A 21541-nucleotide genomic window follows, 5' to 3' on the forward strand; every position below is an offset into this window, starting at 1 on the left:
ATGATACAGATTGGAGGATACTATTGGATATTTTCAGTGGCTTGAACCCCGCACAGAAGAAGGCTGTCGCGCATACGGAAGGACCGCTGCTCATCATGGCAGGTGCCGGCTCGGGCAAGACGAAAGTGCTGACCTGCCGCATCGCAAACCTCTTGGCGCAGGGTGTCGCACCGTACAGCATCCTGGCCATCACCTTCACCAATAAGGCGGCGACAGAGATGCGCGAGCGCGTCGACCGCATGATCGGCGATGCCGCCAAGGATGTCTGGCTCAGCACATTCCACTCGTTCTGCGCGCGCTTCCTGCGCCGCGAGATTGAGGCGACGGACATCTACAAGCGCAATTTCGTCATCTACGATTCGTCCGACAGCCAGACCGTCATCAAGGAATGCCTCAAGGAGATGAATCTCGACGACAAGCAGTTCACGCCCGCGAGCGTCCAGAATGCGATCTCGAACGCCAAGAACCAGCTCATGGGGCCGAAGGCCATGGAGCGCGACGCCGACAACTTCCACCAGAAGAAGATTGCCGAGATCTACCGCCTCTATGCAGCGAAGCTGCGCAACAACAACGCGCTCGACTTCGACGATTTGCTGATGATCTCCGTCGTGCTGCTCGAGGAGAATGAAGACATCCGCGCCAAGTATCAAGGACGCTTCCGCTACATCCTCGTCGATGAGTACCAGGACACGAACGGCGCCCAGTACCAGCTCACGAAGATCCTCGCTGCGCGCCACCACAACCTCTGCGTCGTTGGCGATGCCGACCAGTCCATCTACGGCTGGCGCGGCGCCGACATCCGCAACATCATGGACTTCGAGAAAGACTACCCGGAGGCGACAGTCATCAAGCTCGAGCAGAACTACCGCTCGACGAAGAACATCCTCGCGGCGGCCAATGCCGTCATCGAGCACAATATCAACCGCAAGCCCAAGGAACTCTGGACGGAGAACGCGACGGGCGAGAAGCTGACCTCGTATCAGGCGATGGACGAGCGCGACGAGGCGCAGTTCATCACGACGACCATCACGAAGCAGCGCACGATCTTCAACGCCTCGTACGGCGACATCGCCATCCTCTACCGCACGAACGCCCAGTCGCGCATCATCGAGGAGACATTCATGCGCTCGGGGATCCCGTACACGATGGTCGGCGGCCTCAAGTTCTACGACCGCAAGGAGATCAAGGACATCCTCGCATACCTGCGCGTCATCTACAACCCGCTCGATACCGTGAGCCTCATGCGCATCATCAACGTGCCGAAGCGCGGCCTCGGCGCGACGACGATGGCGAAGCTCACGGCCTTTGCCGAAGAGCAGGAGCTCTCGCTCTTTGACGTCATCTCGAATCCGGAGGTGCTCGACGCCATCCCGGGCATCACGGCGCGCGTCAAGAAGCCCTTGGAGCTCTTCACGACCTTCATCTTCAACTTCATGAACACCCACATGAACATGAAGCTCGACGATCTCATCGACAAGGTGCTCAAGGACTCGGGCTACCTCGCGGAGCTCAAAGCCGACAAGAAGACGGAGAACGAGTCGCGCATCGAGAATCTCAAGGAATTCATCGGCGTCGCGCGCGACTTCGAGAAGTCGGAGGAGAACCCGAACCTCGAGACCTTCCTCTCACAGCTCTCGCTCGTCTCCGACATCGACAACGCCGACATCGAGGACGACCGCGTGACGCTCATGACGCTGCACTCGGCCAAGGGCCTCGAGTTCCCCATTGTCTTCATGATCGGCATGGAGGAGGGCCTCTTCCCGCATTCGCGCACGCTCATGAACCCCGATGAGATCGAGGAAGAGCGCCGCACCTGCTATGTCGGCATCACGCGCGCGCAGCGCAAGCTCTACCTGACGAACGCGCGCCAGCGCACGATCTACGGCAAGACGCAGGCCTTCCCGCCCTCGCGCTTCCTCAAGGAGATCCCGGACGAGTACGTCGAGCGCCTCGTGCCGCGCGCCAATGCCTATGGCTTCGCCAACGCCAACCACTACGGCGCGCAGCAGCGCTCGGGCTTCATGAGCTTCCGACCGAGCGCCAGCCAGATGGGGACGGGCACGCACTTCGCGGGCAAGCCGCAGTCGGCCCTCGAGGCGATGGAGGCCCTGCGCGAGCGCCAGAGCAGTGCGCGCCCCGCAGCCGCCGGCGTCATCCGCCCCGACACGAGCATCAAGTGGAAGGTCGGCGATAAGGCGCGCCACGGCAAGTGGGGCGTCGGTACCGTCGTCTCCGTCAAGGGCAGCGGCGAAGAAGTCGAGCTCAAGATTGCCTTCCCGGGCCAGGGCGTCAAAGGCCTCATGCAGAAGTACGCCCCAATCACCAAGGCATGAGACAGAACGACAGGAAACCAGGGGGAAGGAGTGATCATGATGGCAGATATACCGGAGTCCATCCAGGCGGTCAAGAAGGAGCTCACCGAGCTCCGCAAGGTCATCCGCTACCACAATAACCGCTATTACAATGAGGACAATCCCGAGATCTCGGATTACGAGTACGACCAGCTCATGCTGCGCCTCAAGGCCATCGAGGCGAAATACCCGGAGCTCATCACCAAGAACTCGCCGACGCAGGTCGTCGGCGGCCAGGCGCGCCGCACGGCCGGCGTGCTCGTCCGTCACGATGTGCCGATGCTCTCACTGCAGGATGTCTTCAGCAAAGAAGAGATCTTCGCCTTTGTCGAGAGCCTGCAGCAGGAACTCGACAATCCGGAATTCGTCGTCGAGGAGAAGATCGACGGCCTCTCGATGGCGCTGCGCTACGAGGACGGCGTGCTCGTGCGCGCCATCACACGCGGCGACGGCATCGTGCAGGGCGAGGACGTCACAGAGAACGCCAAGGTCATCCGCGATGTCAAGAAGAAGCTCAAGGATAAATTGCCGTACTTCGAGATCCGCGGCGAAGTCTACATGGAGAAGGCGGCCTTTGCGGCGGTCAACGCACGCCAGGAGCTCCTGGGGCTGAAGCCCTTTGCCAATCCGCGCAACTGTGCCGCGGGAACGCTGCGTCAGCTCGACAGCCGCATCACGAAAGAGCGCCATCTCTCACTCTTCATCTTCAACCTGCAGACGGCCCGCGGCCGTCAGTTCACGACGCACACCGAGGCGTATGCGTTCATGAAGAAGCAGGGCATCAAGGTCATCCACGGCTACAAGGTCTGCCGCACGGCTGAAGAAGTATGGCAGGCCATCACGGCCATCGGCGAGAACCGCGGCAATCTGCCCTACGACATCGACGGTGCCGTCGTCAAGCTCAACAACCTCGCCGACCGCGAGAAGCTCGGTGCGACGGCCAAGGTACCGCGCTGGGCGATTGCCTACAAGTACCCGCCGGAGGAGAAGGAGACGGTCATCCGCAAGATCGAGCTCTCCGTCGGCCGCACGGGGCGCATCACGCCGACGGCCGTCTTCGACCCGATCCGGCTCTGCGGCACGACAGTCGAGCGCGCGACGCTGCACAACCAGGACTTCATCGACAACCTCGATGTGCGCATCGGTGACACGGTGCGCGTCTACAAGTCGGGCGAAATCATCCCGAAGGTCAAGGAAGTCGTCAAGGAGAAGCGTCCAGCTGGCGCAGAGCCCTTTGTCATCGGCACGACTTGCCCCGTCTGCGGCGCGCCCGCCGTGCGCGAGCCGGACACCTCTGACATCAAGTGCCAGAATCCGAGCTGCCCGGCCCAGCTCGAGAGCCACATCCTCAATTTCGTCGGCCGCACGGCCATGGACATCAAAGGCCTCGGCGAGGCGGCCATCCACAGCTTGATCGAAGAAGGCTGCATCACGACGATTGCCGACCTCTATCACCTGGCAGACAGGCGCGAAGAACTCATCGAGAAGGGCATCATCGGCAAGGAGAAGAACACCGACAAGGTCCTCACGGCCATCGAGGCGAGCAAAAAGAATGAGCCGCAGCGCCTGCTGACGGGACTCGGCATCCCGGGCATCGGCCGCACGGCCGCCCGCGAGCTCATGCTGCACTTTGGCTCCATCGATGCGCTGGCCAAGGCCTCCGAAGAGGAGATCCTCGCGGTCCGCGACATGGGCGAGATCAGCGCGAGGGCCATCGTGCAGTATTTCCGCGATCCAGCCAGCCAGAAGATTCTCGAATCCTTCCGCGCCTCGGGCGTCAATTTCACGCTCGAGAACACGGGCCTCGTCGACGAGAAGCTCGCCGGCAAGACCTTCGTCATCACGGGCACGCTGCCGAGCCTGAGTCGCAAAGATGCTGCCGCGCTCATCGAGAGCCACGGCGGGCGCATCGCAGGCTCTGTCTCCAAGAAGACAGACTATCTCGTCGCCGGCGAGGCGGCCGGCAGCAAACTGCAGAAGGCGACCGCCCTCGGCATCGCCATCCTCGATGAAGCAGGCCTTATGGCACTCGTCGGGCAGTCGGACATTTGATTCGCGATTGTTTACAACTGTATTCTTTCGATTCTATCCATATTGCTCTTGATTTTCTGAGCAATCTCTGTTATAGTAAAGACTGTAAGGATTACCGCAATCCTTACAGTCTCCTTTCTTGTTGGGCCTAGATAAGAGGTGGGTCCTAAGGGCGAACGGACCTATCTATGAGAGCGGCAGTGGGAAGCAGTCGGCTGGCACGGAAACATGAGCCGACTGGCGCCGTTCTCTCAACAAAAAGCTCCGCAGCGATACGCATGCTGCGGAGCTTTTTATTGCTTGTTCCTATGAAGATCATGAAGATACAGGACTCAGCCAAAGACCTTGACGCGGGCCTTGATGTCTTCCTTGTCCTTTGCCTGCGGCTCAGCGGCGATGCCACCGAACGGCATCTGGGCGATGAGCTTCCAGGAATCCGGCACCGAGAACATCTTCTTGACCGTCTCGTCGATGACGGGGTTGTAGTGCTGGAGGTTGGCGCCGATGTTGAGCTCGCGCAGTGCCGTCCAGATACTGATCTGCAGCATGCCGTTGGCCTGCTGTGCCCAGATCGGGAAGTTTGCCGCATAGAGCGGGAACTGCTCCTGGAGGCCCTTGACGACGTCCTCGTCGTAGAAGTAGAGCAGCGTGCCGTAGCCCGCCTTGAAGCTATCAATCTTCTCGCGGGCGACCTTGCCGCCGAAAGCCTCGTAGATGGCGTCCCAGAGTTCATCCTGCTTTGCTTTCGTCACGACAATCACGCGGGCACTCTTCATGTTGAACGCATCCGGCACGAGCTCCGTCGTGTTCTCGACGAGCGCGACGACTTCTTCCTCTGCGACCGGCAGTTCCTTGTTGATGTTGTAGTACGTGCGGCGCTTGGCCAGCGATTCCTGGATACCCATGGTGTTTCTCCTCTTTTCTCTTGATTCTTCTTGTGCTGTGATATCGTAGCATTCATACAGACGATATCCTTGATTTATGATTAGTATAGTATAATCATTCTCACTTGTCAATATAAAACTTACAACATGGCGCGAAAGCCTTGCCGCAGTTGAAACGAGCGCAGAGGACTGTTATAATAAAGTATTGCTGATAAGGCCGAAACAGTATCTTGGGAAACGAGAGGGGTGTGCAGATGAAAGAAGAGACAATCGAGAAGGTGCGACAGGAGCTCGACGGCTGGGAATACCTGGAGAAGCTGCCGGACAGCTGGCATGGCTTCGCGCTGCGCCGCATCGAGGAGCCGCTCGGCGACTGCTACGACATCTTCACGTATGAGAGCGAATCGCTGCACAAGAGCGCGACGGCGTATTTCCACGAGGAGACGCACGAGTACAAGCTGCGCATCAAGATCGGGCTCATCGAGCTCTGCCGCATCGAGTTCATCACGGCGGACTTTGCCGTCTTTGAAGCATTGCTCAAAGCGCAGCTCGAGTCCCTGCTCGCGGAACTCGAGACGTTTGACCCGGCCAGCATCTCGAGCATCGTGCGCGCCAAGGAGATCCTCACGTGGAAGACGGGCAATGAACTGCCAGAGACGCTCGAGGGCTTCTCGCTCTTCATCCGGCCCGCCTATCCCGTCAAGATCAACAACGGCTCGTACATCATCATCGACTACGTCGACTTCGCGCTCGAGAGTAGCGTGACGGTCTACTTCAACATCTACCGCGATGAGTTCTTCAGCGAGGCCCGCATCTGGAATATCCCGGACGTCAACTACGACTTCGACTCGAATACCCTGCCGGAGCTCGAGGAGCGCCTGCAGACCTACCTCGTGCCGCGCCTGCAGGAAGTCCGACGCCGCGCCGAGGCAGAAGATGCTGCGAAAAAGGCAAAGGCATCCGCTGAAGGACCGTGCACAGGGGAGGAACAATCATGATCATCATCGAGAAGGCCATCCTTCACATCCTCGACTTCCATTCTGGTGTGACGGTCTATTCGGATGCGGAGCTTCCTGTCAAGGACAGCGTCGAGACGTGGCTCTTGAAGCACGTCGAGCGCGCCTGGGGCAGCCAGGACGCCAAGCCAGGCACTTTCTGCGAGGACAGCGCCTTCCTCAAAGAGCTGCAGGATTACGAGTCGGGAACGCTCGACTTCGTCGCCCTAAGCAAGGCGATTGCCAAGACACTCGACGACGCCCTGACACACGCCGAGGAGATGCCCGCATCCGATGTCATCGTCGCACAGGCGAGCATCGACGAGGTGCCGTACCTCGTCATCCTGCGCAGCAACAGCCACATCGGCTTCACGCACCAGGTCAACCAGACGGAGGACGGCATCCAGAACGAGATCATCAACCACTATTCCATCATGCCGAACCTCTCGCAGAAGATCGACGAGTTCGCCTTCATCAACGGCCGGACGAAGGCCATCAAGACGGCAGCCAAGAAGTACACGCTCGACGGCGACGCCGTCTTCGTGCTGCCGGAAGTCCTGCTCGAGTGCAGTCTGACGCCCTCGCCGAAGGAAGCGATGAAGAACCTCAGCAAGGCGGCCGCCCAGGTCGCCGAGTCGTTCGGCCAGGACAAGGTCATGGCCGAAGCCGCCGTCAAGAGCTACGTGGCCGAGACGATGCAGAAGGGCGCGGAGCTCGACCTGCAGGAGGCGGGCAAGGAGATCTTCCAGGACAATCCCGCCATGCAGCAGGAGCTCGACACGGCCATCCGCGATGCGGGCATCACAGAGCCCGTCCAGATGGACCCGGAGGCGACGCTCAAGAAGGTCAGCCGCCACAAGCTCAAGACCGACACGGGCATCGAGCTGACCATCCCGACGGACTACTTCGACAATACAGAGTTCGTCGAGTTCAACAACAATGAGGACGGCACGCTTTCTATCACGCTCAAGCACATATCGAATATCGTCAACCGCGGTTGACCCATGAGGTGTCCTATGCAGATCAATGGAGAGATCCAGAACATCAAACAGTATATCGTCAAGCGTCTCGAGGCGCTCTACGAGCTGACTGTGCCGATTGGCCAGCTCTCGACGCACGAACTCAATGCAGAGATGCTCGAGGTCACGGAGCTGCTCGGCCGCGAGGTCGCCGTCTACCTGAACCGCCGGGGCAAGGTCCTGCAGGTGTCGGTCGGCGACACCGACACGGTCGACTTGCCGGAGTTCAAGTCGCGCCGCGCCGAGGGCAAGCTCACGGGCATCCGCTGTATCCACACGCATCCGAGCGGCGACACGCGCCTCAGTGAGCCCGACTTCTCGTCGCTGCGCCGCCTGCGCTTCGACTGCATGGCAGCCATCGGCTTTCGCGCAGACAAGGCGGGGGAGATTGTCGGCTCGCTCGGCTTCTTCACCGGCGACTGCGCTGAGGACGGCACGGAGCAGCTCAGCAGCGTCGGCCCGCTGCCGGAGCGCGCCCTGCACACAATCAACCTGACGTATCTCATCACGACGATCAACAAGAAGCTCAGCGCGCGCAGCACGAAGTCGACCGAAGATGAGGAAGAGCGCGCCCTGCTCGCCGGACTCGACTGCGGCAGGACGCTCTGGCCCGTCGACGAGTCGATGGCCGAGCTCGCGCGCCTCGCCGACACGGCGGGCGCCACCATCGTCGGCACCTTCATCCAGCGCCGCGAGAAGCCCGACGCCGCCTTCTTCCTCGGGCGCGGCAAGGTCGCCGAGATCGCCATGGAAGTCCAGAACCGCGACGCGACACTCCTGATCCTCGACGACGAGCTCACTCCGTCACAACAGCACAACCTCGAGCAGATGCTCGGCATCAAGGTCATCGACCGCACGGCGCTGATCCTCGACATCTTCGCGCAGCGCGCCCGCACGAAAGAGGGCAAGCTGCAGGTCGAGCTCGCACAGCTCCAGTACAACCTGCCGCGCCTCGGCGGCCAGGGCCTCGTGCTCTCGCGCCTCGGAGGCGGCATCGGCACGCGCGGCCCCGGCGAGACGAAGCTCGAAGTCGACCGACGCCGCATCTACGCGCGCATCCACGACCTCGAGTCCCAGATCGATGCCGTGCAGAAGAACCGCCACCTGCACCGTCGCCGCCGCAAGCTCTCGCGCATCCCGCTCGTCGCCCTCGTCGGCTACACTAACGCGGGCAAGTCGACACTCTTGAACCGACTCACGGGCTCGGAAGTCTTTGCCGAGGACAAGCTCTTCGCGACACTCGACCCGACGACGCGCCACCTCATCCTGCCCGAGAAGCAGGAAATCCTCCTGACCGACACCGTCGGCTTCATCCAGAAGCTGCCGCACACGCTCGTCAAGGCCTTCCGCGCGACACTCGAGGAGGTGCAGGAAGCCGACCTCCTGCTGCACGTCGTCGACTGCAGCAACGAGAACTACGAGCAGCAGATCGAGTCAGTCGTCGAGGTTCTCAAGGAGCTCGATGCCGTCTCAAAGCCGACGCTCTACGTCTTCAACAAGGCCGACCGCCTCAAAGCGTCCGGCACCGAGACGGACGAGCGGGCAGGGGAGGGACTGACGCCAGCGCAGGAGGCCATGATGCTGCACGGCCGCGAGGGCATCTGCGTCTCCGCTCAGACGGGCGCCAACCTCGACGAGCTCCAGCGGCTCATCGAACGATTCTTCTCTGAGCAGCAAGTCCGGATGGAACTCCTGATTCCCTTTGCCAAAGGACGGCTGCTGACGGAGCTGCACGATCTCCACGCCGTCCGCGAGACAGACTACACGGAAGCGGGCACACTCGTCAAGGTCAGCCTGCCCGCCTCGAAGCGGGCGCGCTTCGAGCCCTATGAAGTCCACCCCGACAATGAATAACTGTAATAGACTGTGAGGTAAGTATTTCCATGTCATTTTCCAAGAAAATCACGGATCTCAAGCGCGAGGTCCTCAAGGAATCCGAACCGCTCTTTGCGCACATCGAGGATGTGGCCGAGGCCAACACGCTGAAGGTACTCGATGCCATGCGCGAGTGCCGCGTCTCCGACGCCCACTTCAACACGACGACGGGCTATGCCTACGACGACATCGGCCGCGGCAAGCTCGAAGAGCTCTACGCGAAGATCTTCGGCGCAGAGCGCGCGCTCGTGCGCACGCAGTTCGTCTCGGGCACGCACGCGCTAGCGACGGTGCTCTTCGGCATCCTGCGCCCCGGCGACGAGCTCGTCTCGCTGACGGGCAAGCCGTACGACACGATGCAGACGGTCATCGGCTACGACAACCCGAGCCCCGGCTCCCTCAAGGAATTCGGTGTGCTCTACAACGAGCTGCCGATGGTCGCGGGCAAAGTCGACATGGCGCACATCAAGGACGTCATCACCGACAAGACGAAGATGGTCGAGATCCAGCGCTCGCGCGGCTACAGCATGCGCAGCCCGCTCTCCATCGAGGACATCCGCGCCATCACAACGGAAGTCCACCGCATCAAGCCCGACTGCATCTGCTTCGTCGACAACTGCTACGGCGAGTTCGTCGACTACGAAGAGCCGACGCAGGCAGGGGCCGACATCATGGCGGGCTCCCTCATCAAGAATCCAGGAGGCGGCATCGCGCCGACCGGCGGCTACATCGTCGGCCGCGACGACCTCGTCGAGCTCGCCTCGTACCGCCTGACGGCACCGGGCATGGGCGACGAGCTCGGCGCGAGCCTCTCGAACAACCGCCTGCTGTTCCAGGGCCTCTTCCTCGCGCCGCACGTCGTCTCACAGGCCATCAAGGGCGCGATCTTCGCAGCGGGCATGTTCGCCAAGCTCGGCTACAAGACGCTGCCGCTGCCGACGGACGTGCGCGGCGACATCATCCAGGCCATCGAGCTCGGCAGCGCCGACAAGCTCATCGCCTTCTGCGGCGGCATCCAGAAGTACTCGCCGGTCGACTCCTTCGCCGCCCCGGAGCCGTGGGACATGCCGGGCTACGCCGACAAGATCATCATGGCGGCAGGCACCTTCGTGCAGGGCGCTTCCATCGAGTTCAGTGCCGACGGCCCGCTGCGCGCACCCTACAACGTCTACCTGCAGGGTGGCCTGACCTTCGAGCACGCCATCATCGGCATCATGGGCGCCGCACAGGCCGTCCTTGACCTCGACGAAACGGATTGACACAGAGATACGATACGGCAATATCAAACGGCGTCTGCCCGAGAACATACACGCTCGGACAGACGCCGTTTTTTGTTGTCATGTTGTTATATTGTTATCGTTATTTTTGTCTGCCTGTTCGTCCCGCACTGCAGAGCAATCCTGATTCAGATCTTATGGTAGACACTGATCACGCGGGCGAGGACCGTGACCACGCTTGGGCACGGCTCTGCCTCTTCCTCGCGGCTCTTCAGGAGGTAGGTCCCTTTCTGGTCCTGGCGGAAGTAGCGCACGGTTGAGCGCCTGTCCACTTCTGCGACGACAAGGTCGAAGTCATTGGCAAATTCCTGCGGCGTGATGAAGAGAAAGTCACCCTCTGCGATGCCCGCTTCCCGCAGGCCATCATCCGGCATGCGCACGAGGTACGTCTTCTTGTGGGTAGCGAGCAGTTCCTGCGGGAAGGAGTAGACGTCGCTGAAATTCTTCTCGTCAAAGAGTGCCGCACCCTTGTGGATGCCGATGAGCATCGGCACCGGCACATTCTGGCGCCACGGGCGCTCGTCGAGGATATCGATAGCGCGCGGCTTCGTCGGGTCGCGCTTGATCATGCCATTGGCCTCGAGGCGCGACAAGTAACTGTGGACCGTTGAGCTCGACTTGAGCCCGACAGCCTCGCCGATTTCCCTTACGGAAGGCGGATAGCCCTTCTCGAGCAGGAAAGCCTTGATGAACTGGAAAATCTCTTTCTGGCGGTCACTTGATTTGCTCGTCTTGCGCATAATACATCCCCCTTATCTATCCGATTGCGTCATCAGTCCATTTGTTTCGTTCTGTTCTCTATTATAGCATATGTATGTTCGAAAAAAAAGAGTTTTATGAATATTAGCGGAAATCGAGGAGCCAGCCGCATGGGTGAGTCATCCTGAGAGCCATGAATGCGAAGGGGTCGGAAAGTCTTCAAAATGTCTTCAAAGGGATTGGGAAAAATTTGACGATGCCAGACGATGAAGCTATAATGCAGGAAGAGTCCCTGGCGGCATCTTGCCTGGAATTGCCGAAAGAGGGGGACGGATTGGAGCATGAACATCTTGAAATCTTGTAAACGAATCTATACCGCACTGCTGAGCCTCGTGCTGCTGCTCGTCTGGTCGGCCGTTGCCATGGCCGCGGCGCCGGACATCACGGCAGACGCCGCCATCGTCATCGACGAGGCGACGGGGCAGGTGCTCTATGAGAAGAACGCTGACAAGCGCGAATACCCGGCCAGCATGACGAAGATGATGACCTGCATCCTCGCGCTTGAGACGAGCAGTCCCGACCAGCTCGTCACCGTCAGCCGCTATGCAGCCGATGTCGAGTGCACGCGCCTCTATCCGGGCTACACCCTGCGCATGGCCGACATCCTGCAGCAGATGATGATGATCTCTGACAACGGCGCAGCGACGGCCGTCGGGGAGGCAGTCGGCGGAGATGAAGCCACCTTCGCCGCGATGATGAATGAGAAGGCGCAGGCAATCGGTGCCGTCAACACGCATTTCGTCAACATGAACGGCATGCCGGACGCCAACCACTACTCGACAGCGCGCGACATGGCCAAGATTGCCGCCTACGCCATGCACAACGACGCCTTCCGCCAGATTGTCGGCACGAAGGCAAAGAACATCTACTACATCGCGCCGCAGGGCCACAAGACATATTGTCGCAACACGAATGAGCTGCTCGAATCGTATCCGGGCTGCACGGGCATCAAGACGGGCTGGACAAGCGCCGCACGCGGCTGCCTGAGCGCCGCGGCCAAGCGCGGTGACAAAGAGCTCATCGCCGTCGTCATGCATTCCGACGACGACGAGACGCGCTTCAGTGAAGCCGCCGCTCTGCTCGACTACGGCTTCGAGCAGGAAGAAGAGGCCGCAAAAGCAGTAGCTGACAGCGAGACAACAGCTGACCCTGCGCTTTCGCAGGCCACTGCCGCAGTTCACTGATGCAACGGATATACCATGAAATCGAGCCGACTGTAAAGCCGGAGAGAGGAACACCCATGACAGAAGAAACTTTTGCCAAGAAGCGCGATGAAGTTCTGCAGGCGATGATCACCTTTGACGCCGGTGATGCCAAGCGCATCCAGCACTTCCTCAAAGTCTACACCTATGCCGCCCTGCTCGGCCGCCAGGAAGGACTGCGCGCAGAGGTCCAGCAGACGCTCGAGCTCGCCGCCATCCTGCACGACATCGGCATCCATGCCGCTGAGGCGAAGTACAGGAGCGCTGCAGGCATCTACCAGGAAAAAGAGGGGCCAGCACCTGCGCGCAAGCTGCTCGAAGAAGTCTCTGGCATTCCGGACGCCATGATCGAGCGCATCTGCTACCTCATCGGCCATCATCACACCTATAAAGATGTCGATGGGGCAGACTACCAACTGCTGCTCGAAGCCGACTTCCTCGTCAACGCCTACGAGGATGAACTTTCCGCCAAAGCATGCAAAACCTTCCGCGAGAAAGTCTTCCGCACGACGAGCGGTACGGCCATGCTCAATGCAGTCTACGGCCTTGACTGAGCGCCATCTGCTGAAGCGGGCAACAAACAACAGAAAGGAGAGTCTCCCATGATCTTGCAGGCAACTGTCACGAAGTACATCCCGACCAACGCCTACATCTACGCCGACAATGAGACGAAGCACGGCTTCCTCATAGACCCCGGCGCACAGGCGGGTAAACTGCTCGAGCTCATCCGCGAGAAGGACCTGACCATTGAGGCCATCCTGCTGACGCATGGCCATTTCGACCACATCGGCGCCGTCAACGAACTGCAGGCGGTACTCCAGATCCCCGTGTATATGGGCGAGAAGGGGATGCTCTACGCCGAGAACCCCGTCTGGAACCTCTCTTCTCAGACCGAGGACCCCATCGTGCTCAAGGATGTCACGTATCTCGCAGACCATGCTGTCATCGCGCTCAAAGAGAAGCCGTCCTTCCAGCTGGAGCTTCTCGACCTGCCAGGCCACACAGCAGACGGCGTCATCTATTACACGAAAGAGGATGGGGCCGCCTTTGTCGGCGATTCCATCTTCCAGGGCAGCTACGGCCGCACCGACATGTACGGCGGCGATGAAGAGGCACTGCTGCGCGGCATCCGCGAGCGCATCCTGACACTGCCCGACGACACCTTGCTGCTCTCGGGCCACTCAGCGCCGACGACACCGGCAGAAGAGCGCGGGCGCAGCTGGTATCTGGTATAACGTCAGCCCTGACACACATTTTACGCGAGGGACTCGGGCATCCGCATGCGTCATGTACGCGCACCGGACAACGCAGAGCCTCAGGATAGGGCACAGAGCTACAGTGTCACAGAAAGGAATCCCCATGATCCAGGATATTGCACCAAAGAAACTCGACAACCAGTACAAGCCGTCGGCTGAGCCGATGGATGACAGCGTCGTATTCGTCTTCGACGCGCGCACGGTACTTGTGCGCCAGGATGAAGGAAAGCTCTTCCCGACGTTTGCCCAGCTCGGCCGCCCTGACGGCTGCGTCTACCTCTTCACGATCGGCAAGAAGGCATTCTTCCTGCTGCTCAGCGAAAAAAGACCAGTCATCCCGGCAGATTTTGCCTTCGAGCCCATCAAGAACATCCGTCAGAACAAGGAGGCAAAGCTGCCGAGCTTCTACGCCTTCTACACGGCCCTGCACCTCTACGGCTGGTACCACACGAACCGCTTCTGCGGCGTCTGCGGCCAGCCGACCGTCCTCGACACAAAAGAGCGCGCCCTGCGCTGCTCCAAGTGCAACCATGTCATCTATCCGCGCATCAACCCGGCCATCATCGTCGGCGTCCTGCACAATGGAAAGATCCTTTTGACGCGCTACGCTGCAAGCCACAGCGACACAACCGTCTACGCGCTCATAGCAGGCTTCACCGAGATCGGCGAGACATTCGAAGAGACGGTCGAGCGTGAAGTCGCCGAAGAAGTCGGCCTCAAGGTCAAGAACATCCGCTATTACAAATCCCAGCCGTGGGGCAGCGCCGCCGACATCCTCGCCGGATTCTACTGCGACCTCGACGGCGACGACACCATCCAGATGGACCGCGAAGAGCTCAGCCGCGCCTTCTGGGCAAAGCCAGAAGACGTCATCCTGCAGCCAGACGACTGGAGCCTCACAAACGAGATGATGGCCCGCTTCAAAGCAGGAGAACCGTGCTGATAAAAGCACGATTCCTGCAGCAAGTGAGAAGATGGCACTGCCGATGCAATCGCATACGATAACATGCTATAAACAGATAGCATTATCGTCATTACATCAAGAGCAGGCCGCCAGGCCGCCAGACAGCTGCCGCACAAAAGAAACTCCGGATTATCCGGACAACAGTCCTAAATCAAACCCCGCATGACCGAATACCATCGATCCTGCGGGGCTTTCTTGTATCGAAAACCGCCTACGAGAAAGCACCGAGCAATCATATTCGCTCAAGCGGCAGGGGAAATCATTTTTTTAATACTTAAGTATTGCCATACATACCTAAGTATTACAAAGTATTTATGGTAATATATATGGTATTACTTAAGGTGATGCGGATAGATTTCCGCCGGTTTTTCCCAGGATTTTAGGTTAAAATAAAACTTCCGATAATTTATACTTATCGGAAGTAATGTGTAAGTAATCTCGTGTATGGCTGAACATTCGATGATAATCCTTACGGTTATTTTGTGTGACTAACGTGATTTTATGTTGCCGACTTCCTTGCAGGCTATCATGATTCCATCCGTCACTTGAAACGATAAAACAAAAAGGAAGCTGCTACAGAAGCAACTTCCTTTTTATATTTAGTGTAGTTGAGGCAGATTGCATTGCCAGATAAACCAGTTGTCGTTATAATGTGTGTTACCTTTCCTGTGCAGCCGACATGGAAGAAGCCTTTCGAAATGCAAAAATAAATGAAATTCCTGCCGAAGTATCCTCGACGTTTTACCCTTGATCGTCTTTACTGCTTTGTGGATACCGAACTGCAGGTCACCCCCCAGCAGCGGGTGTACATTCACTGCGTTTTAGTCCATCGTGGTCTTCCAGTCCGGCGTACGATGTGCGGCGAAGCAGCGGTGAATCTGGTCGAGGCTGTTTTTCTCGAGGGCGATGTTTTGCGGCAGTTCCTGCTCGGAAAAATACGCCGCTTCGGTGGTCTCGATATTGGGCTGAAAGGAGCCGCCTAGGACTTTGCAGAGAGCGAAAATCTTGATAATCCCGTAGGGATTGTTGCATCGGTTGTGTCTGCGCCAGTCGTCGATGGCGATGACGCGGGTGATGGCGACATCGAGGCCGGCCTCCTCCTTGACTTCTTTGACGGTATTATCCGCGACCGACTGATCGACATCACACCAGCCGCCGGGCAGAGACCATTTCCCCGTGCTTTCGTGAACGAGCAAGATTTTGTCCTCCTGGAAAATGGCCGCGCGCGTATCGATCTTGGGCGTCTGATAGCCCGTCTCATTGCAGAAGAGATCTTTGACTTTTGCGAGCGGCAGATCTGCCTGCGCTGCCATCATTGCGGCGGCAATATCGCGCAGTTCCTGATAGCGCTCAAGGTCAAACCGGTCCCGCCCATAATGAAGACCAGCCTGTGCCAGGCTCTGGATCTTCACGGTCCAGTCAAGCCACTGCTGCTTTGAAGATGGTTCCTGCCCTGCCGCCTCCCCAGACACGGGCTTGTCTGCTGCCGTCTGGATGACATTGAGCTTCCCGGTGCGGGGATGGATCATCAGGCCGTGTACCTTAATGTTCTTCGGGATGTACGGGTTGCCGGCTATCTTGGCCACAGCATCCTTGACATTCTCGACAGGATCGCGGAACGCGTTGGCCCACGTCTCGAGTTCGCCATGGATCTTGGCAATGGCGCCCTCACTCACGCCATGCGCGCGCATCGCAGCGGCGAGGCTGTCTGCCGTTGTCTTGGCCATGCCGCACTCGTAATGCCCGACGACAAAGATCTCCTCGACGCCGAGTTCATAGATAGCCACCATCAGGCTGCGGATGACCGCATCAAATTCGCCGGTGAGGTAGTTGCCGACCGTGCGGATGATTTTGGCATCGCCGCGCTGGATGCCCATGGCCGGCTCGAGGATCTCCGTCAGCCTCGTGTCCATGCAGGTGAAAATCGCCATTTTCTTCTTCGGCAGCTTGCTCGCGGCAATATCCTCTTCTGTATAGTCATGCTTGCCATGGGCCACAAATGCCTTGTTGGCAGCCAGGATTTCTTCTAAACGGTCCATTTTTCTTCCCCCTTGTGTCATGATGAACGGCTCTCCTTGTCATTATAGCAAAAATTCCCTCGTAACGGCCAGACAGTAAATGCCTTTTGTTGCGAGGGAATTTTATGGATATGAGATGTCTCTCGATGCGCTCACATCTTCTGATGGGCGCGGCGGGAGATGACGTCGAGCTGCTGCTGACGGGTCAGGTCGATGAATTTGACGGCGTAGCCCGAGACGCGGATGGTGAAGTTCGCGTATTCCGGCTTTTCGGGGTGCTCCATGCAGTCGATGAGCTTGTCCACGCCGAAGACGTTGACGTTCAGGTGATGGGCGCCCTGTTTGAAATAGCCGTCCATCACGCGCACGAGCGTGTCCACGCGGTCTGATTCGGTATGGCCGAGCGTTTCCGGCGCGATGGTCTGCGTGTTCGAGATGCCGTCGAGTGCGTACTCGTACGGGAGCTTCGCAACGGAGTTCAGGGAGGCCAGCAGGCCGTTCTGCTCCGCACCGTACGACGGATTTGCGCCCGGCGCGAACGGTGCGCCGGCCTTGCGTCCGTCCGGCAGTGCGCCCGTGGCGCTGCCGTACACGACGTTGGACGTGATGGTCAGGATGGACGTCGTGGCTTCAGAGTTGCGGTACGTGTGATGCTTGCGCAGTTTCGTCATGAAGGTCTTGAGGAGCCAGACGGCAATCTTGTCAGCGCGCGGATCGTCGTTGCCGTATTTCGGGAAGTCGCCTTCGACCTTGTAGTCGACGACCAGGCCAGATTCGTCGCGGATTGTGGAGACCTTGGCGTACTTGATCGCGCAGAGGGAATCGACGACATGAGAGAACCCGGCAATGCCCGTGGCGAAGGTCCGGCGCACGTCCGTGTCGATCAGGGCCATCTCAGCTGCCTCATAGTAGTATTTGTCGTGCATGTACTGGATGAGGTTCAGGATATTCACGTAGAGTCCGGCCAGCCAGTCCATCATCTGATCGAAGCGATGCAGGACCTCATCGTAGTCGAGCACGTCTGACGTGATGGGCATGTACTCCGGCCCCACCTGCATGTGTTTGCCGTCCTTTGTCAGGAATTTTTCGTCCTTGCCGCCATTGATGGCGTAGAGCAGGCATTTGGCAAGGTTGGCGCGCGCTCCAAAGAACTGCATCTCCTTGCCCGTCTGCGTGGCCGAAACGCAGCAGCAAATGCTGTAGTCGTCGCCCCAGACCGGCTTCATGACATCGTCGTTCTCGTACTGGATCGAGGATGTCTCGATGGAGATGCGGGCGGCATACTTCTTGAAGGCTGCGGGCAGGGCAGGCGAATAGAGCACCGTCAGATTCGGCTCCGGGGACGGGCCCATGTTCTCGAGCGTGTGCAGGAAGCGGTAGTCCGTGCGCGTGACCATGTGACGGCCATCCATGCCGACGCCGGCCATCTCAAGCGTCGCCCAGACCGGGTCGCCGGAGAAGAGCTGGTTGTACGACGGGATGCGGGCAAACTTCACCATGCGGAACTTCAGCGTCAGGTGATCGATGAGCTCCTGTGCCTGCGTCTCTGTCAGCGTTCCCTCCGCGAGGTCACGGCTGATGTAGATGTCGAGGAACGTGGAGATGCGGCCGACACTCATGGCGGCGCCATTCTGCGTCTTGATGGCTGCCAGATAGCCGAAGTAGAGCCACTGGACGGCCTCTTTGGCATTCTTGGCCGGATTCGAGATGTCGTAGCCGTAGGCCTTGGCCATCTCCTTCATCTGCTTCAAGGCCCGGATCTGTTCGGCGAGCTCCTCGCGCTGGCGGATGATGTCGTCCGTCATGACACCGCAGCCGCAGTTTGCGAGGTCCTCACTCTTCTTCTCGATGAGGAAATCGATGCCGTAGAGCGCCACGCGGCGGTAATCGCCGACGATGCGGCCGCGTCCGTACGTATCCGGCAGGCCCGTGACGATATGGCTGTGGCGCGCCCTGCGCATCTCCGGCGTGTAGGCATCGAAGACCGCCTGGTTGTGGGTCTTGTGGTACTCCGTAAAGATCTTGTGGAATTTGGGATTGACCTCGTAGCCGTACGTCTTGGCGGCCTCTTCTGCCATCCGGATGCCGCCAAACGGCATGAACGCGCGCTTCAGGGGCTTGTCCGTCTGCAGGCCGACGATCTGCTCGAGGTCCTTCAGCGATGCATCGATGTAGCCCGGGCCGTACGCCGTGATCCCCGAAACGACTTCCGTCTCACAGTCCAGGACACCGCCCCGCTTCCGCTCTTCCTTCTGCAGCTCCTGCACTTTGCCCCAGAGCTTGTCCGTCGCCTCCGTAGGGCCAACGAGGAAGCTCTCGTCGCCGTCATAAGGCGTGTAGTTGTTCTGGATGAAGTCCCGCACATTGACATCATCTGTCCACTTTACACCCTTGAAGCTCCTCCAGGCAGCATCTCGATTCATGACGTTCATCATATTTCCTCCTTCTTCTAGACATCGATGCGTTTATGTGTCCATGCACATTTTTGTTTCTCGTTGATTTATATCATACCGTTTTTGGTGCGGCCCGTCCTTGATTTCACTCAAAGACTCATGCCAGGCATCACATTTTCTCTAGGAATTCTCTTCTTCAGACGGCCCCTAGGATATCCCGCGCCTGCTGCACGTCTTCCTCCGAAGGCGGCTGCACATCGCGGAGCTGATTGGGAATGCCGAGCTCGTCCCACTTGTAGAGGCCCATGTTGTGATACGGCAGCACTTCGACGCGCTCCACATTCGTCAGCGTATCGAGGAACGACCGCGTGCGCTGGAGCGAATCGGGCGCATCCGTCCATCCCGGCACCAGCACCTGACGGACCCAGATGGGCTTGTGAATGGAGGACAGATAGCAAAACATGTCCCGGATATTGTCGTTGGGACAGCCAGTGAGTTTCTGGTGCGCCTCCGCATCGATGTGCTTGATATCCACGAGCAGGAGGTCGGTCACCTCCATGAGCGCCTGGAACTTGCCGAAAAAAGGCTCCCGGCGCGTAAAGGGCTGCCCGGCCGTATCGATGCAGGTGTGCATGCCGCGCGCCTTTGCCTTCCGGAAGAGATCCAGCAGAAAATCCATCTGCAACAGGGGCTCGCCGCCGCTCACTGTGATGCCCCCCTCGTCTCCCCAATAAGGCCGATAGCGCTCCGCCTGGTCCAGCAGCTCATCTGCTGTCCGCAGTTCACCGCCCCGCTGCCCGTTCCACGTATCCACGTTATGGCAGTACAGGCAGCGCATCGCACAGCCCTGCAGGAAGATGATGAAGCGCGTCCCCGGCCCATCTACGGAGCCAAACGTTTCGATGGAATGAATGCGTCCCTGAATCATAATGCCTCCTCACGAAAAAAGACCCAGCAAGGGATCACGGAACCGTGTCTCTTGACAAGGTCATTATATAAGGTGTTGATGAAAATTTCCTTAACTAAAATCAAAGACGTGCCGAAATCGGGTTGGCCGGCGCTCAATCGCTCACCCGCTCCATGAGTCAGCAGTCCCACTGGCAGGAGCGGGCACACGGAGCGTCATGCCTCTTCTCCCGAGGATCCCGGACGAGCCAGCAAGCCCTCGAGCCGGTGGTAGTGCAGGAAATCCCCGCGCTCCCCCAGCGCACCGATCTCCTGCGGGCTGGCCAGGCGAAACGCCTCGACTTCATCGTCCTGGATCCGGACATCCGCCTGCGTAAAATCGCCCCAGAATTCATAGATGTCCACGAAATAATTGTTCTGCTCGGCCGGGCTGTCGCTGCGGTACGTGTGGATGCAGCGGCCCTGCTCCATCGTGAAGTGAAGCCCTGTTTCCTCGGCCACCTCCCGGAGCACCGCCTCCTCCGAACGCTCTCCGGTCCGGACGCCGCCGCCAGGAATCTCCCATTTCAGAGGAGCCCATTCCTTATCCGCCTTGCGCTGCGTGATGAGGATGCGCCCTGCCCGATCGCGGATCAGCGCCAGCACCGTCAGATGATAATCCCCCGGCTTCATGTGCCAGTCATTGCGGATCATCCTGCGCCCCGTCACGTGCTTCTCCCTGTCATAAATATCCCAGTATTCCATGCCTGCACCTCTCTTGTGATTTATTACGATTATTATACCACTAGAAATATTGCATCACCAGCTATGGCTAGAAAAATACACATGCCTTGGGCGCACAAAAAAAGAGCCAGCAATACGCTGACTCTTTTAAGAGACGTCCCTTGCATATGGAGCAAACACCGACGGCCGCTTGAACGCGGCACGCGGTGTTTGGTTGGTCAAACTTTAAGCAGTTTCACGCTCGGGCTTAAGCGGCGCCATTGATGTTGATGGTATGACCCGTTGCAGCCTTCTCGGCCGATTTCGGCATATGGACGGAAAGGATACCATTCTTGTATTCTGCCGTACACTTGCTCTCATCAATATCATTGATGTAGAACGAGCGGCTCATGCTGCTCTGGCTGCGCTCGCGGCGGACGTAGTTGCCCTTATCGTCCTTCTCGTCTTTCGACTGCTCATTCTTCGTGGCAATCGTCAGATAGTTGTTGTTGTACGTAAGTGAGATGTCTTCCTTCTTGAGGCCCGGCAGCTCAGCCGTGAGGTCATAGCTGTCCTTGTTATCTTTGACATCAACCTTGAATTCCGGAGTATGGAAGCTCTGCATAAACGGTTCATCAAAGACATTCATGAGGCGATCAAATACGTTCTCTTCTTTCTGAAGATCATTGTTGGAAACAAATGGAACCAAACCAAACATAATCAAAAACCCCTTTCAACGTCTTGCTGCCACCTTCTGATGAGCATCAGGCGGCGATTCAAAACCATTTGATATTTGTATCGAGGACCTCGGACCCTTTCTCTCGGTTCCCTTATCCTCTTTACAATTCTTATTATACTCATATTGGTCAAAAAGTCAATATGTCAAAAAGAAAATTTTTTTACAGTTCC

Annotated in this window: 17 protein-coding genes; 10 read left to right on the forward strand and 7 right to left on the reverse strand. The window is 58.6% G+C overall.

Annotated features, from left to right (window positions below; translation table 11 throughout):
- The first annotated feature begins 23 nt into the window (after window positions 1–23).
- Both pcrA and ligA read left to right on the forward strand, forming a co-directional pair.
- Window positions 24–2333: a DNA helicase PcrA gene (gene pcrA / locus QDI87_RS02175; RefSeq protein WP_036374710.1), complete on the forward strand. Its 2310-nt coding sequence runs from the start codon at window positions 24–26 to the stop codon at window positions 2331–2333.
- Window positions 2334–2369: 36 nt separating this feature from the next.
- Window positions 2370–4403, forward strand: a complete 2034-nt coding sequence (gene ligA, locus QDI87_RS02180; protein ID WP_415949893.1) for an NAD-dependent DNA ligase LigA — start codon at window positions 2370–2372, stop codon at window positions 4401–4403.
- Between the two features lie 311 nt (window positions 4404–4714).
- Here the strand turns inward: ligA and QDI87_RS02185 are convergent, their stop codons facing one another.
- The gene (locus QDI87_RS02185) at window positions 4715–5287 is read right to left on the reverse strand and encodes a nitroreductase family protein (RefSeq protein ID WP_036374720.1); all 573 of its coding nucleotides are present in this window, start codon (window positions 5285–5287) and stop codon (window positions 4715–4717) included.
- A gap of 233 nt (window positions 5288–5520) precedes the next feature.
- On the opposite strand from QDI87_RS02185, the gene QDI87_RS02190 reads away from it, so the two are divergent.
- From QDI87_RS02190 to QDI87_RS02205, 4 genes are read left to right on the forward strand one after another with little or no spacing between them, the layout of a single operon-like run.
- On the forward strand, window positions 5521–6264 hold the full coding sequence (locus tag QDI87_RS02190; RefSeq protein WP_036374722.1) for a hypothetical protein: 744 nt from the start codon (window positions 5521–5523) through the stop codon (window positions 6262–6264).
- Entirely contained in the window at window positions 6261–7262 is a 1002-nt protein-coding gene (locus QDI87_RS02195; RefSeq protein WP_036374724.1) for a nucleoid-associated protein, read from the forward strand. Before QDI87_RS02190 ends, QDI87_RS02195 begins: the two co-directional genes overlap by 4 nt.
- A gap of 15 nt (window positions 7263–7277) precedes the next feature.
- Window positions 7278–9134 (forward strand): GTPase HflX, encoded by a 1857-nt coding sequence (gene hflX / locus QDI87_RS02200; protein ID WP_036374726.1) that lies wholly within the window; start codon window positions 7278–7280, stop codon window positions 9132–9134.
- Between the two features lie 29 nt (window positions 9135–9163).
- Window positions 9164–10414 (forward strand): aminotransferase class I/II-fold pyridoxal phosphate-dependent enzyme, encoded by a 1251-nt coding sequence (locus QDI87_RS02205; RefSeq protein ID WP_036374729.1) that lies wholly within the window; start codon window positions 9164–9166, stop codon window positions 10412–10414.
- 146 nt (window positions 10415–10560) lie between these two features.
- Here the strand turns inward: QDI87_RS02205 and lexA are convergent, their stop codons facing one another.
- Window positions 10561–11172 carry a transcriptional repressor LexA gene (gene lexA / locus QDI87_RS02210; protein WP_036374730.1) on the reverse strand — a complete coding sequence of 204 codons (612 nt, stop codon included), beginning with the start codon at window positions 11170–11172 and terminating at the stop codon, window positions 10561–10563.
- Between the two features lie 300 nt (window positions 11173–11472).
- Here lexA and QDI87_RS02215 point away from each other — a divergent pair, with 300 nt between their 5' ends.
- From QDI87_RS02215 to nudC, 4 genes are all read left to right on the forward strand, one after another.
- Complete coding sequence (locus QDI87_RS02215; protein WP_244881936.1) at window positions 11473–12375, forward strand: D-alanyl-D-alanine carboxypeptidase family protein; 903 nt, start codon at window positions 11473–11475, stop codon at window positions 12373–12375.
- Between the two features lie 56 nt (window positions 12376–12431).
- Window positions 12432–12947 carry an HD domain-containing protein gene (locus QDI87_RS02220; protein WP_036374733.1) on the forward strand — a complete coding sequence of 172 codons (516 nt, stop codon included), beginning with the start codon at window positions 12432–12434 and terminating at the stop codon, window positions 12945–12947.
- Between the two features lie 48 nt (window positions 12948–12995).
- Window positions 12996–13628, forward strand: coding sequence for an MBL fold metallo-hydrolase (locus QDI87_RS02225; protein ID WP_036374736.1), 633 nt, complete (start codon window positions 12996–12998; stop codon window positions 13626–13628).
- Window positions 13629–13752: 124 nt separating this feature from the next.
- Window positions 13753–14592 (forward strand): NAD(+) diphosphatase, encoded by an 840-nt coding sequence (nudC, locus tag QDI87_RS02230; protein WP_036374745.1) that lies wholly within the window; start codon window positions 13753–13755, stop codon window positions 14590–14592.
- A gap of 842 nt (window positions 14593–15434) precedes the next feature.
- On the opposite strand, the gene QDI87_RS11700 is transcribed toward nudC, so the two are convergent.
- The 5 genes from QDI87_RS11700 to QDI87_RS02265 form a co-directional block, all read right to left on the reverse strand.
- Window positions 15435–16652, reverse strand: a complete 1218-nt coding sequence (locus tag QDI87_RS11700; RefSeq protein ID WP_341460083.1) for an NUDIX hydrolase N-terminal domain-containing protein — start codon at window positions 16650–16652, stop codon at window positions 15435–15437.
- Between the two features lie 131 nt (window positions 16653–16783).
- Window positions 16784–19054 (reverse strand): formate C-acetyltransferase, encoded by a 2271-nt coding sequence (gene pflB / locus QDI87_RS02250; RefSeq protein ID WP_278743359.1) that lies wholly within the window; start codon window positions 19052–19054, stop codon window positions 16784–16786.
- A gap of 166 nt (window positions 19055–19220) precedes the next feature.
- A complete protein-coding gene (pflA, locus tag QDI87_RS02255) occupies window positions 19221–19955 on the reverse strand; it encodes a pyruvate formate-lyase-activating protein (RefSeq protein WP_353936034.1) in 735 nt (244 codons plus the stop codon).
- A gap of 191 nt (window positions 19956–20146) precedes the next feature.
- Window positions 20147–20674, reverse strand: a complete 528-nt coding sequence (locus QDI87_RS02260) for an NUDIX hydrolase (RefSeq protein WP_255240744.1) — start codon at window positions 20672–20674, stop codon at window positions 20147–20149.
- A gap of 226 nt (window positions 20675–20900) precedes the next feature.
- Entirely contained in the window at window positions 20901–21350 is a 450-nt protein-coding gene (locus QDI87_RS02265; RefSeq protein WP_255240743.1) for an Hsp20/alpha crystallin family protein, read from the reverse strand.
- Window positions 21351–21541 lie beyond the last annotated feature (191 nt).

Source organism: Mitsuokella jalaludinii (genome assembly GCF_928722185.1).
GTDB lineage: Bacteria > Bacillota > Negativicutes > Selenomonadales > Selenomonadaceae > Mitsuokella > Mitsuokella jalaludinii.

Bases quoted from the DNA above. Each gene is read 5' to 3' on its own strand.
- ligA (WP_415949893.1), top strand. From the start codon at position 2,370: ATGATGGCAGATATACCGGAGTCCATCCAGGCGGTCAAGAAGGAGCTC.
- QDI87_RS02185 (WP_036374720.1), bottom strand. From the start codon at position 5,287: ATGGGTATCCAGGAATCGCTGGCCAAGCGCCGCACGTACTACAACATC.
- QDI87_RS02190 (WP_036374722.1), top strand. From the start codon at position 5,521: ATGAAAGAAGAGACAATCGAGAAGGTGCGACAGGAGCTCGACGGCTGG.
- QDI87_RS02195 (WP_036374724.1), top strand. From the start codon at position 6,261: ATGATCATCATCGAGAAGGCCATCCTTCACATCCTCGACTTCCATTCT.
- hflX (WP_036374726.1), top strand. From the start codon at position 7,278: ATGCAGATCAATGGAGAGATCCAGAACATCAAACAGTATATCGTCAAG.
- QDI87_RS02205 (WP_036374729.1), top strand. From the start codon at position 9,164: ATGTCATTTTCCAAGAAAATCACGGATCTCAAGCGCGAGGTCCTCAAG.
- lexA (WP_036374730.1), bottom strand. From the start codon at position 11,172: ATGCGCAAGACGAGCAAATCAAGTGACCGCCAGAAAGAGATTTTCCAG.
- QDI87_RS02215 (WP_244881936.1), top strand. From the start codon at position 11,473: ATGAACATCTTGAAATCTTGTAAACGAATCTATACCGCACTGCTGAGC.
- QDI87_RS02220 (WP_036374733.1), top strand. From the start codon at position 12,432: ATGACAGAAGAAACTTTTGCCAAGAAGCGCGATGAAGTTCTGCAGGCG.
- QDI87_RS02225 (WP_036374736.1), top strand. From the start codon at position 12,996: ATGATCTTGCAGGCAACTGTCACGAAGTACATCCCGACCAACGCCTAC.
- nudC (WP_036374745.1), top strand. From the start codon at position 13,753: ATGATCCAGGATATTGCACCAAAGAAACTCGACAACCAGTACAAGCCG.
- QDI87_RS11700 (WP_341460083.1), bottom strand. From the start codon at position 16,652: ATGGACCGTTTAGAAGAAATCCTGGCTGCCAACAAGGCATTTGTGGCC.
- pflB (WP_278743359.1), bottom strand. From the start codon at position 19,054: ATGAATCGAGATGCTGCCTGGAGGAGCTTCAAGGGTGTAAAGTGGACA.
- QDI87_RS02260 (WP_255240744.1), bottom strand. From the start codon at position 20,674: ATGGAATACTGGGATATTTATGACAGGGAGAAGCACGTGACGGGGCGC.
- QDI87_RS02265 (WP_255240743.1), bottom strand. From the start codon at position 21,350: ATGTTTGGTTTGGTTCCATTTGTTTCCAACAATGATCTTCAGAAAGAA.